This window comes from Mucilaginibacter sp., assembly GCF_039921305.1.
Taxonomy (GTDB): Bacteria; Bacteroidota; Bacteroidia; order Sphingobacteriales; family Sphingobacteriaceae; genus Mucilaginibacter.
In genome coordinates, this window is the sequence record NZ_JBDSCA010000052.1 from 86,383 (window position 1) to 99,414 (window position 13,032).

The 13,032-nt window shown below is 42.4% G+C and carries 10 protein-coding genes; 7 read left to right on the forward strand and 3 right to left on the reverse strand.

Features of this window, described 5'->3' with window-relative positions:
- Positions 1-44: 44 nt before the first annotated feature.
- Together ABIN91_RS15565 and ABIN91_RS15570 are read right to left on the reverse strand one after the other, a co-directional pair.
- Positions 45-950: a nuclear transport factor 2 family protein gene (locus tag ABIN91_RS15565; protein ID WP_348052146.1), complete on the reverse strand. Its 906-nt coding sequence runs from the start codon at positions 948-950 to the stop codon at positions 45-47.
- Between the two features lie 62 nt (positions 951-1,012).
- Positions 1,013-2,080, reverse strand: coding sequence for a winged helix DNA-binding domain-containing protein (locus tag ABIN91_RS15570; RefSeq protein ID WP_348052147.1), 1,068 nt, complete (start codon positions 2,078-2,080; stop codon positions 1,013-1,015).
- Positions 2,081-2,189: 109 nt separating this feature from the next.
- Here ABIN91_RS15570 and ABIN91_RS15575 point away from each other — a divergent pair, with 109 nt between their 5' ends.
- Complete coding sequence (locus tag ABIN91_RS15575) at positions 2,190-3,311, forward strand: cytochrome c peroxidase (protein WP_348052148.1); 1,122 nt, start codon at positions 2,190-2,192, stop codon at positions 3,309-3,311.
- A 6-nt stretch (positions 3,312-3,317) separates the two neighbouring features.
- Entirely contained in the window at positions 3,318-3,827 is a 510-nt protein-coding gene (locus ABIN91_RS15580) for a molybdopterin-dependent oxidoreductase (protein WP_348052149.1), read from the forward strand.
- A gap of 107 nt (positions 3,828-3,934) precedes the next feature.
- On the opposite strand, the gene ABIN91_RS15585 is transcribed toward ABIN91_RS15580, so the two are convergent.
- Complete coding sequence (locus ABIN91_RS15585; RefSeq protein WP_348052150.1) at positions 3,935-4,681, reverse strand: SDR family oxidoreductase; 747 nt, start codon at positions 4,679-4,681, stop codon at positions 3,935-3,937.
- Positions 4,682-5,123: 442 nt separating this feature from the next.
- Between ABIN91_RS15585 and ABIN91_RS15590 the strand changes: the two genes are divergently transcribed.
- Genes ABIN91_RS15590 through ABIN91_RS15610 form a run of 5 tightly spaced genes read left to right on the forward strand, consistent with a single transcriptional unit; the run spans position 5,124 to position 12,853 of the window.
- A complete protein-coding gene (locus tag ABIN91_RS15590) occupies positions 5,124-6,326 on the forward strand; it encodes an alginate lyase family protein (protein WP_348052151.1) in 1,203 nt (400 codons plus the stop codon).
- A gap of 5 nt (positions 6,327-6,331) precedes the next feature.
- Complete coding sequence (locus ABIN91_RS15595; protein WP_348052152.1) at positions 6,332-8,782, forward strand: glycoside hydrolase family 2 TIM barrel-domain containing protein; 2,451 nt, start codon at positions 6,332-6,334, stop codon at positions 8,780-8,782.
- Between the two features lies 1 nt (position 8,783).
- Entirely contained in the window at positions 8,784-9,965 is a 1,182-nt protein-coding gene (locus ABIN91_RS15600; RefSeq protein WP_348052153.1) for an alginate lyase family protein, read from the forward strand.
- A 25-nt stretch (positions 9,966-9,990) separates the two neighbouring features.
- Positions 9,991-11,463: a glycoside hydrolase family 30 protein gene (locus tag ABIN91_RS15605; RefSeq protein ID WP_348052154.1), complete on the forward strand. Its 1,473-nt coding sequence runs from the start codon at positions 9,991-9,993 to the stop codon at positions 11,461-11,463.
- A gap of 1 nt (position 11,464) precedes the next feature.
- Positions 11,465-12,853: a glycoside hydrolase family 30 beta sandwich domain-containing protein gene (locus ABIN91_RS15610; protein WP_348052155.1), complete on the forward strand. Its 1,389-nt coding sequence runs from the start codon at positions 11,465-11,467 to the stop codon at positions 12,851-12,853.
- Positions 12,854-13,032: the final 179 nt, after the last annotated feature.

Here is a 13,032-nt window from a genome sequence, read left to right on the forward strand (position 1 = left end):
CATGGTACTATACAATACATAGTACTATTTAAAATGAAAATATTCTACTTTTCAGTTTTCATTTCGTAGCTTACCTCATCGGCTATGATCTTCCATTCGTTGTTAATGAATTGCCAAACGCGTATATAAAAGCCCGCGGGTTTTTCGGTTGAGTTATTTAATGTCACGTTTACAGAGCCGTAGGTATAGGCAAAATCATTACCTGCAGATATACCTGAGCCATCCTGTATAAAAAGATAGGCTTTAATTTGTTCTTTATTTATGGCAGCTAAGTCGGCAATCTTATCCTGCTGAACCAGGCTGTTGTTGCGGAGTAAACGTGCTTTACTGCTTAAATAGGTTTGATAGGCCTTAGCCGGATCGGTGTCCGCTAATGTGCTGAACGCGGTTTCTGTTAGTTTAAAATCTATAGATTTGTTAGCAGACGGAGCCCTGCGTGTTTTCAAATCGACGGCGGTTTGGAGTTTGATTTCAGGCTTAAACAGCGGGCTGTGATTTAGCGAATGCGTAACGCCACCATCCAGCATTATCTTAAACAGGCCGTTTTTATCCCGTTTCCAAACAGTAAAATAATAACCATAGGCAATCACAGTATCCGCCCGTTTGGCACGATAGGTAAAGGGGCCGGATGTAAAGCCAATATCGCCTGTAGCGGCCACCTGCGCTACGGTTGGGTACCACTCTAAAAGTGCATTGTTGTTTTCGGGGCCTTTGCTGTATGTGGCTATGCCGTTATAGCTTTTTGAGCCATTGAATATACGGCCCGCGCTATCCAAATTAGCCAGAAAAGCCTTCTTTACGTTCATATCAGCGGCAGCTTTTGCAAAGTTGTTCTCGCTTTTGATGATATCGTCAAGGCCTTGTATGTATGTTTTTTGAGCGTAGGTATTGAAACTAATGAGGGTTAAAGAAACAATTGCTATTAACTTAAAGTTGAGTTTTAACGCCATGAATAATGATTTAGGTTGTAGTTAAGACACTAACAGATAGCTTGTTGTTACAAGTATACATTTTAAACCAGTGTTTTACCTAAAAAATGAGCGTATTCTTTTGCTGCCTTGCTAATTTTAGGCTGTAATAGTTTTGCCGGTTTACCAAAGAAATTGGTTTCAATGCTTACGGTATTATTCTTTACGGTTCGTTTCCAAATTCCTTTTGCTTGTCCGTTTATAATAATTACCGGCTTAAATATGCCATTATTGGTAAAAGCATGCGGTTGATGGCTGGGATGGATAACCGCGCTGCGATCAGCGTAAGCTATCAGGTATTCATCAAAGGCGGGTAGTAAGTTTACAGATGCTTTCAATGTAACAGGTATGGTAAAATCATTGCTTAACCAATATTCTTGTTTGTTAATGGTTTCGGCTATGAAATTGTTTTTTACCATCTCCAACGCATGGCGAGCCGCGGTGGTTGATAGGCCAGACCACCAGATGAAATCTTTTAAAGTAGCAGGAGAGCGGCTGGCGAAATAGGTTTGAGCCAGTTTGGCCAGGCATTCGTCTTTAGTTAACTCCGCAGGCTTAATTATCAATTCTGGTAAAAGCGTATAAGTTTGATGGCTGCCTGATCGCTTACCACTGCATATAATACCCTCAGTTTCGGCCCGCATTAAAAAATGGGAGGCGCGGTTTTCGTTGGTGATGATACCTGCCTGCTTAAAATGAGCCATTAACTCTTCACGCGTGAGGTGTTTGTTGCCGGTGAGCGCTTTCTCAATCAACCTGTTACTTTTGCTGAATAATTCTTCTGTAATTTCGAGGCGTTTATCGTTTGATTTCATGGCTGCCCGTACCTGTGGCGCTGTAAGTTGCAATATCCAGTAAATATCCTCGCGTGAAACAAGATGCCATGTTGGGCGCAATACATGGGTGCGAATGATGTCGCCATTATCTAAAGCATCATTCACCATGCCGATAGTTGATTTTGACATGCGCGCGCCTATAGCCCATTTACTCATATCATAATCCTGTGCTTGTATGGCACACATATAGCTCATCACATCTTTTGGATGCGCGAATTTTGCCCTTGTTATTTGTTGATTAACAAGGCGCATGCTGGCTATATCGGTTAACTTCATATACAAATAAACAAACGTAGATTGACAACTGTATGTCAACTACTTAATTAAAGATGGGCATATTTTTGCTACACTGCTGTAGAACAGCTAATTTTATATCACAAAATAAATGGACAGCAGGCTAAAAAGATACATGGGTAGGATTGGTATAAGTGTGCTGCTATTGTCTGTCATCATGCTATCAGCCTGGAGTTATTACGGTTCTATCCCACAAGGGCCTTATCAGCTGGTTTATCCTGCTAATTTTGGTAACCGCATTAACATTCCCGAAGATAACCCTACAACGCAGCAAGGAGTTTATTTAGGCCGGATGTTGTTTTACGAAACCCGCCTATCTGCAACCAATAAACTATCCTGCGCAAGCTGCCACAAACAGGAGAAAGCTTTTAGCGATGACCGTGATTTTAGTTTAGGTGTTGATTTTGTACCTACTACCCGTAATTCCATGTCGTTAGCTAATTTGCTTTGGACACGTAAGTTTTTTTGGGACGGCCGTGTGACCGGTTTGGAAGAGCAAGCGGTTATACCATTAACCAATCCGCACGAGATGGGACAATCGTTATCCACATCTGCAAAAAAACTAAGTGATGTTACAGAATACCCGGTTTTGTTTAAAGCAGTTTATGGCGATGAAACTATTAACGGGAATAGGATCGTTAAGGCCATAGCACAGTTTGAGCGCACACTGATATCGGCAAACTCCCGCTACGATCAGTATCTGCGCAAAGCATACCAACCCACAACAGACGAACTGAAAGGGATAGAACTATTTGAGCGGTCGCCACAACCGGATAAAGGCATACGCGGTGCTAATTGTGGCCAATGCCACGGTGGCGTTAAAACTTACAACGAGTTATTCCATAATAATGGATTGGATAGTGTGCCAATAGATAATGGGATACAGGATATTACCGGATTAGCATCGGATAAGGCACGTTTTAAAGTACCTACCTTGCGCAATATTGCACTTACGGCCCCGTATATGCACGATGGCCGTTTTAAAACACTGGCAGAGGTTGTTGATCATTACAGTGATCATATAAAAGAGTCTGCATCATTAAGTACATTTATACGGGGAGAGTCAAACGAGGTGGGAGGGAAGACGCTGAAACTGCTTCCGCAGGAAAAAAAACAGATCATCGCGTTTTTAAATATGCTTACAGATAGCACTTTTATTAACGATCCGCGTTTTTCCGACCCGCGCAAAATGATATCAAAATCTAAACATTAAATATTTATGAAAAGATTACATTTGGCCTTACTCACAGCAATTTTTGCGTTTCTATTAAATCCTGCTTTTACTAATGCGCAGGCTACCATGCAACAGCCATCGGTAAAAGTTAAAGGTGAGGTTATTACACCGATTGAACTGAAATTGAGTGATTTAAAGCAGCTTGAACAAACCAAAGTTACCCGTAAAGATCGTGATGGGAAAGATCATACCTATACTGGTGTGCTGTTAGCCACCATACTGCAAAAAGCCGGTGTAACTATGGGTAAAGAGCTAAAAGGCGAAAACCTAACCAAGTACATAACGGTAGAAGCCAGCGATGGTTACCAGGTTATTTTTGCCTTAGCCGAATTGGACAAAGATTTTACCGACAGGCAAATTATATTAGCCAGCGAAATTGATGGCCAGCCTTTACCCATGGGCGATGGCGGTTTCCGTATCATAGTTCAGGATGAAAAGAAGCCGGCTCGCTGTATAAAAATGGTAACCAGTATTACAGTTAAATTTGCTAAATAATGCCTGGTAATGGATTGGCATGGCAACCTCTTAAGGTAAACATGGCTGAGTATAAAGCCGGATGCTTAACATCCGGCTTTATTAGGGAATTTTAAGAATTTAGAAAATTAAAACCCGATAGAGTTACCGCCATCTACAGGCAACACAACCCCGGTAATGTACTTTGCCGCATCTGATGATAAAAAGTAAACTGCTTCGGCAATATCAGCAGGTTCGCCTAAGTGGCCCATTGGCGTACGCGACATTACTTTTTGTTTTCTTTCGGGATCACTATCCAACGCTTTTGCCGACATGTTTGTTTTGATAAAACCAGGGGCAACACAGTTTACACGGATGCCGCGCGGGGATAGCTCAACAGCCATAGCCTTTGTCATACCCTCAATGCCGGTTTTAGCCGCGGTATAAGCTATTACATAAGGTATACCATATTGTGCAGCCATTGAACTGATGTTGATGATACAGCCAGCGCCGGTTGCCAGCATACCCTTTGTTACTTCACGACTGATTGCAAAAACAGCATTCATATTGGTTTGAACTATTCGCTGAAACTCTTCGTCAGTTACATCAACAAAATGTTTTTTGAGGTTGATGCCCGCATTGTTAACCAGTATATCAATTTGGGGATATTCAGCGGTGATCTCTGCTACCAATGCAGGTACTGCTGTAATATTGCTCAGATCGCATACTTTGTAATGGCACAGGCTGCCTAATTCGTCGGCAACATTGGCCAGATTTTCCTCATTGCGGCCTATAATAATGGTTTGAATACCGCTTTGAACAAATTTTTTGGTTATAGCTAAACCTAAGCCGGAAGCTCCGCCGGTAACAATTGCAATTTTATTTGGTATGCTCATAAATTAATGTGGATGTGATCAATTTCGTAATCGATTACAAATATGAATTAAATTATCAAATATGAGCGCTCTAAATTAATTAATGAAAAGTGAACCACATAACCAGTTTTAATAAATCCAGGTGCTGCTGCATGTAACCCTTATTTCAAATTAGCATAATGTTCAGTTATTCTCGCATTCGAGCAATTTATATTATATCGTATAGCAAATTAGAAGGTAAATGTTAAGCCGACTAATAATCAATGTTTTATGTGCGAAATTAGTGCGATTAAAGCGTATAAAATGTAATGTAAACAATTATAAATCAGCAAATTGTGAAAAAGCTTTTTTGATTTTTTGAATTTATATCCCCTATATTTACATTAACCAATGTAAACAAACCTGCTTTTACGCTTTCCCCTTACAATATATCCGTATCAGCATCTTGTATTTAAAGGACATTATGATCAAACAATTATCTTCTAAAAAGAATCTGTTCGTTATTATTTTGAGCTGTTTGGGCAGCTTTGTTTTCGCGCAAAGCAAAAACAATGGCTTTATATTGCAGGATGAGAGCAAATTATCGGTTCTTAAAAAACAATATCAAAACGGTGATGCTACCGTTAGCAAAGAAGTGGTACAACTATCTGCCGAAGCAGATCAAGACCTTACAGCAGGGCCCTTTTCGGTAACATTGCAAAAAGCCAAAATTGCCCCAAGCGGCGATATGCATGATTATGTGAGCCAGGCCCCATACTGGTGGCCCGATCCATCAAAACCCGATGGTAAACCGTACATCAGGCGTGATGGTGAACGCAACCCCGAGCTTAAATTGATACACGATAATAGCCAGATGGTTAAAATGTGTGATGTTGTTAAAACCTTAAGCGCTGCATATTACTTTACTGGTAAAGAGCAATATGCTCAAAAGGCGGCGGGTTTATTAAAAACCTGGTTTACAGATGCGGCAACACGAATGAACCCAAATTTAAATTACGGGCAATATATTCCGGGAATTAATGATGGACGTGGGATAGGCATTATTGAAACCCGTAACCTGGCTGTTATACCCGATGCTGTTGCTATGCTGCAAGGTAGCAAAGGTTTAAGTGATGAGCTTAAAACAGGCATCAAAAAATGGTTTGCCGAGTATGTGGAATGGTTGCAAACCAGCAAGAACGGAACGGCTGAACATAAAGAATTAAACAACCACGGCACCAATTATGATTTGCAGTTGGCCACCTTTGCGTTGTTTACTGGCAATACCAAATTGGCCCATGATGTGATACAGAAAACGAGCATCCCGCGTTTTGAAAAACAATTTACGGTGGATGGCCAGCAACCATTGGAATTGGCTCGTACAAAATCATTTGGCTACTCCAGCTTTAATTTGGAAGCATGGGCAAGGTTGAGCATTATGGCAGATAAGCTGGGGATTGATCTTTGGCATACCGAAACTAAAGATGGCAAAAGCATTAAAAAATGCATCGCCTGGATGTTGCCCTATGTGCTAAAACAAAAGGAGTGGACGCATAAACAAATTGAACCGATCAATTACAACGAGATGCTCTACATCTGCAATATGGCATCGGGCAAGTATGCTGATCTTGATTTGCAAAAAGTTTTCGAAATGTATCCCCAACCTAAATTATGGATGTTAAACTAATGAGAGTGAATAGATATTTTATCGCGGTAATTGTTTCGTTTATCAGTATCGCGGCAAGCGCCCAGCAAAAAATAAGACTCAATAACAACTGGGAGTTTTTAAAACAGGATGTAGGCAGCACCTGGGAAACAGTGAGGCCAATAGTGATTAAAGACGGCCCCGAACTTTATCCTTTATGGACCAAAGTAAACCTGCCGCATTGCTTTAACGCACGCGATGCTGTTGATCCGGATGTAAACTATTACCAGGGCCCGGGTTGGTATCGTACTCAGTTAAGTATCAATAATCCGTACAAAAACGGGCATACCATACTACATTTTGAAGGCGCGGGGCAAAAAACCGACGTTTATGTTTATACCACTAAGGTGGGAAGCCATGTTGGCGGTTACGATGAATGGTTTGTTGACCTAACCCAGGCCATAGAAGATTTTAAAAAGAATCCTGCTTTTACCAAACAATTTAAAGGGAAAATACCTGTCGAGATCCGCTGCGATAACTCACGTAATGCGGAGAGTATCCCATCGCAATTATCAGATTTTAATATTTACGGGGGGATTTACCGTTACCTGAATTTGGTTTATCAGCCACAGGTTGCTATTGGTAATGTGCTGGCGAGTGCTTCGGTTGAAAAACCTTACAAAACGGGGAGTATTGATATCAGATCGATGTTTTATAATCCTGAGCATGTGGCGCAGGTTAGTGGTACGGTGAAAATATCCGATGCATCGGGAAAAGTAATTGTTACTGAAAGTTATACGGCCTCTAACCCCGAAGATGGTAAAGCTTATCCGATAGGGAAGGTGAGTGTTAATAAACCGAATTTATGGTCACCAAATGATCCTTATTTGTATACGGTTGAATTGACCGCTACTGCTAACGGACAAACGGTTACCCAAAAAGAAAAGGTAGGTTTTCGGGACTTTTTGTTTGCCGATAACGGTCCGTTTTATTTGAATGGAAAACGCTTGTTGCTGCGTGGTACACACCGGCATGAAGACCATGCAGGCGTAGCCGCCGCCATGACGGATACTATGATGAACCAGGAAATGCAACTCATTAAAGATATGGGTGCAAACTTTATCCGTTTAGGGCACTACCAGCAATCGCGCATCATATTGAACTTGTGCGATAGCCTGGGCATATTTGTTTGGGAAGAAGAGCCCTGGTGCCGTGGTGGTTTGGGTGGCGATGTGTACAAGAACCAGGCCCGCCGCATGATGACCAATATGATTGAGCAACATTATAACCACCCGGCTATTATATTATGGGGTTTGGGTAATGAGAATGATTGGGATGGTGATTTCCCTGAGTTTGATAAAGCAAAGATCAGGGCGTTTATGAGTGAGCAGAATGATCTGGCGCACAGGCTTGATCCATCGCGCAAAACAACCATTCGCCGATGCGATTTTTGTAAGGACATTGTGGATGTTTATTCGCCATCTATCTGGGCGGGCTGGTACAAAGGCTCTTACCCGGAATATGTTAAGTTTTCGGAAACGGAATTTAAGAAGGTTAAGCACCTGTTTCACGCGGAGTGGGGCGGTGACAGCCATGCAGGGCGGCATTCAGAGATCCCCGATAAGGCAATAGCCGGGGCTATGAAACCGGGAATAGGTGTTGATACGGCAATGATAAAAAATTCGGTAAAGCTATTGAAGGATGGCGATTGGAGCGAAAGTAATATCGTTAACCTGTTCGACTGGCATTTGAAGGAGCAGGAAAATATGCCCTGGTTAACAGGCTCCGCATTCTGGACGTTTAAAGATTTTTCTACCCCGATACGTTTTGATAACCCACTACCTTATATGAACCAGAAAGGTGTGGTAGAGCGTGATTTTACTAAGAAAGAGGCTTATTATGTTTTCCAATCTTACTGGTCTGCTAAGCCAACGGCGCATATATATGGGCATAACTGGCCGGTTAGATGGGGTGACGATGGTGAATTGAAAATGGTTAAGGCTTACTCTAACTGTGACGAGGCCGAACTGTTTGTGAATGGCAAAAGCTATGGTGTGAAAAAACGTAACAGTCAGGATTTCCCTGCTGCTGGTTTGCATTGGATGGTATCGTTTATTGCTGGTAAAAATGAGATCCTGTTAAAGGCGCATAAAGGAAAAGTTATGGTTACCGATACCATCACACAAATTTACCAAACCGCTAAATGGGGCAAGCCCGCTAAAATGGTACTGGAAAAAATAGCTGATAAAAATGGTACTGTAACCATACAAGTAACGTTAACAGACAGCAAAGGTATCTTATGTGTGGATGCCGCGAACTGGGTAAACTTTTCGTTAACGGGGGATGGTACTTTACTGGATGACCTGGGTACCACGCGCGGATCGCGCAAGTTGCAGGCTTATAATGGTCGAGCCATCATCAGCATCAAAAAAAATAATGGTAAAAGCGTAGCCGGGGTACAATCGCCGGGTATACCAACGGTATTTTTAAATCTATAAGATGAAGGCAAAAGGATCATATTTTAAATTATTGATATTAAGTTTCGGTTTGATATTGAGCTGTAAAGTTGATGCACAGCAAATTAACAAACATATTATTGAAACGCTACGCCCTATTGCGCTTAAAGAAGCCGCATGGGCGCTTAAACAAAAACCAGTTACAGTTACTGCTGAAAGTTGCAGCCGCAGCGCAGGGGGTAAACACGATTTTTATTCGGAAGGTGATTACTGGTGGCCTAATCCTAAAAGTCCGGATAGCCCTTATGTGCAGCGTGATGGGATGACCAATCCGCAGAACTTTGTGGCGCACAGGTTGGCCATGATCCGCTTCAGCAGGATTATAGGAGCATTGGGTTCGGCTTATAAATTGACGGGCGATAAAAAATATGTAGAGCAGGCCGCGAAGCATTTGAACGCCTGGTTTATTGACTCTGAAACATTAATGAACCCTAATCTGCAATATTCGCAAGCTATTAAGGGAGTGGCAACGGGCCGGGGTATTGGCGTTATTGACGCCATACAATTGATGGAAGTTGTGCAGGGAGTTGAGGCCATGCAGGGCTCATCGGCGTTAAGCAAAAAAACATTGGATGGTACTAAAGCTTGGTTTGCCAATTATTTGACCTGGGTTAGTACCCACAAATACGGCGTAGACGAGATGAACGCTAAAAACAACCACGGTACCTGCTGGGTAATGCAGGTGGCTTGTTTTGCCAAATTTACCGGAAACCAAAAACTGATTGATTTTTGTAAGGATAGATATAAACAACTTTTACTACCGAGCCAAATGGCTGCTGATGGCGGTTTTCCGCTGGAGTTGAAACGCACCAAACCTTATGGTTATTCGATATTTGATCTGGATGCCATGACTACTATTTGCCAGATACTAAGTACACCTGCGGATAACCTTTTTACGTTTGAAACCCTTGATGGGCATTCTATCAAAAAGGGTATCGCATTTTTATATCCTTACCTGAAAGATAAAAATACCTGGCCTTTTCCGCATGATGTAATGTATTGGGAGGAGTGGCCTGTGGCGCAGCCATCGCTGGTGTTTGGTGCTTTGGCTTATAGTAATATGGATTGGCTAAAAACCTGGAAAGCATTAAACCATATACCAGATAATGCTGAGGTGATACGCAATTTACCTGTACGCCACCCGCTGATCTGGATAAAAAATTAGATTTTTAAAAAAATAAATTCATACAATGAACATAAACTATTCTGCTATTATCACCTTGTGTTTTGCGGGTGTGCTTGCACAATCTGTACAGGCGCAGAACAAGAAAGCGCTACCGAAGCCATTTTCTGTCAGTAACAAAACAGTACAGGTTTACACTACTGCAAAGGCATCTGATGATCGTTTGGCAAAAACTGAAACGCTTAACTTTGTTGATAAGAAACAGCCCTTAGAAACCGAGGTGTGCATTTTTGTTGATGCCAATAAAACCTTCCAAACCATTTTGGGGATCGGAGGGGCGTTAACGGATGCATCTGCAGAAACATTTTACAAGCTGCCTAAAGCAGAGCAGCAGGAGTTTATGACGGCTTATTATGATCCCCAAAAGGGAATAGGTTACACATTGGGCCGCACCAATATTCAGAGCTGTGATTTTTCGAGCGATATTTATAGTTATGTAGCTGATAAGGATGTGAGCTTGAAAACGTTTAACATCAGTCATGATCTGAAATACCGTATTCCATTTATTAAACAGGCTATCGCTGCTGCTGGTGGTAAGTTAACCTTATTCGCATCGCCCTGGAGCCCTCCGGCCTGGATGAAGGATAATAATGATGTGCTGCACGGTGGTAAATTGAAAAAGGAATACGACCAAAGCTGGGCCAATTTTTATGTGAAATTTATCCGTGAATATCAAAAACAAGGTATCCCGGTTTGGGGTATCACGGTGCAGAACGAGCCGATGGCCAAGCAAAAATGGGAATCGTGTATGTTTACGGCTGAGGAGGAGCGAGACTTCGTAAAGAACTTTTTAGGCCCTACGTTGCACAAAGAAGGCATGGCCGATAAGAAACTGATTGTGTGGGATCATAACCGCGACCAGGTTTATCAGCGTGCCAGTACAATTTTGGAAGATAAAGAGGCCGCTAAATACGTTTGGGGTGTTGGCTACCACTGGTACGAAACCTGGACCGGTAGCAGTATGCAGTTTGATAACGTAAGGAGTGTGCATGAGTCTTTCCCGGATAAAAACCTTTTGTTTACCGAAGGATGTATAGAAAAATTCGATTTCAACCGTTTAAATGATTGGGCGCTTGGTGAAAAATACGGACAATCATTGATTCATGATTTTAATAACGGAACTGTTGGCTGGACAGACTGGAACATCCTTTTAGATGAGCAGGGCGGCCCAAACCATGTGGGTAATTACTGCTTTTCGCCAATTGTGGCGGATACCCGTACCGGGAAATTGATCTACACTAACATTTACTATTATTTGGGGCATTTTTCAAAGTTTGTTCGCCCGGGTGATAAGCGGATCGTGGCATCATCAAATCGCGACAAGCTGTTAACTACTGCTTTTATTAACTCAAAAGGTCAGTTAGCAGTTATTGTGATGAATAGCTCTGATGATAAGCTGAGTTATAACCTGTGCATACAAGGTAAAGCGGCAGCAGCTACGGCGTTGCCACATTCTATGAGTACATTAATTATACAATAGTATGAAATTTAGGTTTTTAGCCGGTGTGCTTATCGCTGTAGCTTGCCAGAGCACGTATGCGCAGGTGAATGTTTGGCTAACCAATGCGGATAAATCGGCATTGTTTGCGCATCAGAAGCAGTTGCTTCAGTTTAAGAAAGCCGATGGTAAATATCCTGATATTACGGTTGACGAAACAGTTACCTACCAAACTATTGATGGCTTTGGTTTTGCTTTAACAGGTGGAAGCGCTCAGCATATTATCCGTATGAGTGCGCCTGCGAGAGCGGCTTTACTGAAGGAGTTATTTGCCACAAATGGTAATAATATTGGCGTAAGCTATCTGCGGTTAAGCATTGGGGCTTCGGATCTGAATGATCATGTGTTTTCGTATGATGATATGCCCGTAGGGCAAACGGATGTTAAACTGGAAAAGTTTGATCTGGGGCCTGATAAGCAGGATGTTATTCCACTGATGAGGGAGATTTTGGCTCTTAATCCGAAGATAAAGATCTTGGGTTCGCCATGGTCGGCACCGGTGTGGATGAAAACTAATGGCGATACCCGTGGCGGCAGTTTAAAGCCGGAATATTACCAGGCTTATGCCGATTACTTTGTGAAGTATATTAAGGCGATGAAAGCTAACGGTATAACTATTGATGCCATTACGGTGCAGAATGAACCTTTGCACCCGGGTAATAACCCAAGTTTGTATATGGATGCGCCAGAGCAAACCTTATTTGTTAAGAATAATTTGGGCCCGACTTTTAAGGCGGCAGGCATTAAAACCAAGATCATTATTTATGATCATAATGCCGACAGGCCGGATTATCCGATAATGGTTTTAAACGACCCGGAAGCGAAGAAGTATATTGATGGCTCGGCATTCCATTTATATCGGGGGGAGATAGAGACTTTAACCAAAGTACATGAGGCTCATCCCGATAAGAACCTGTATTTTACTGAGCAGATGGTGATTGATGGGAAGGATACTTCGCAGTTTAAGATAGCTAACCCGGTTTCGCGTTTGTTTATTGGAGCCACACGTAACTGGTGCAGGAATGTATTAGAGTGGAACTTAGCTGCCGACCCGCAAAACCAGCCATATACGGATAGGGGCGGTTGCCCGATGTGCGAGGGCGCGGTTACAGTGGCTAAAGATGATATTAAACGCAGTGTGGCTTATTATGCCATGGCACATGCCTCTAAATTTGTGAGACCTGGTTCGGTGCGGATCGCAACCAATACATTGGATGATCTGCCTAATGTGGCTTTTAAATTGCCTGATGGTAAAAATGTGCTGATCGTTACCAATACGGGGACATCGGCGCAAAGCTTCAACATATTTTATAAGGGTAAAACAGCTACAACGGAGCTAAAGGCTGGTTCGGCGGCAACTTATATCTGGTAAGCATCATCAAGAAGATAGCCTCGATACTTGCTTTAATTGGTGTTTGCTGGGGTAACAGGGCGCAATCGGTCAAGCCACGATATAAAGCCTAAAACCGAAGGAAATGAGTGGCGGTGGACGGAACATGGCTACCGCATGCCGCTTGGTTTTTACAGGCTGTAACCGCCCTAAGTGAGGAA

What these genes read in the sequence shown, in the direction of transcription:
- ABIN91_RS15575 (WP_348052148.1), top strand. Translation starts at nt 2,190, where the DNA reads ATGGACAGCAGGCTAAAAAGATACATGGGTAGGATTGGTATAAGTGTG.
- ABIN91_RS15565 (WP_348052146.1), bottom strand. Translation starts at nt 950, where the DNA reads ATGGCGTTAAAACTCAACTTTAAGTTAATAGCAATTGTTTCTTTAACC.
- ABIN91_RS15610 (WP_348052155.1), top strand. Translation starts at nt 11,465, where the DNA reads ATGAAATTTAGGTTTTTAGCCGGTGTGCTTATCGCTGTAGCTTGCCAG.
- ABIN91_RS15605 (WP_348052154.1), top strand. Translation starts at nt 9,991, where the DNA reads ATGAACATAAACTATTCTGCTATTATCACCTTGTGTTTTGCGGGTGTG.
- ABIN91_RS15585 (WP_348052150.1), bottom strand. Translation starts at nt 4,681, where the DNA reads ATGAGCATACCAAATAAAATTGCAATTGTTACCGGCGGAGCTTCCGGC.
- ABIN91_RS15590 (WP_348052151.1), top strand. Translation starts at nt 5,124, where the DNA reads ATGATCAAACAATTATCTTCTAAAAAGAATCTGTTCGTTATTATTTTG.
- ABIN91_RS15580 (WP_348052149.1), top strand. Translation starts at nt 3,318, where the DNA reads ATGAAAAGATTACATTTGGCCTTACTCACAGCAATTTTTGCGTTTCTA.
- ABIN91_RS15570 (WP_348052147.1), bottom strand. Translation starts at nt 2,080, where the DNA reads ATGAAGTTAACCGATATAGCCAGCATGCGCCTTGTTAATCAACAAATA.
- ABIN91_RS15600 (WP_348052153.1), top strand. Translation starts at nt 8,784, where the DNA reads ATGAAGGCAAAAGGATCATATTTTAAATTATTGATATTAAGTTTCGGT.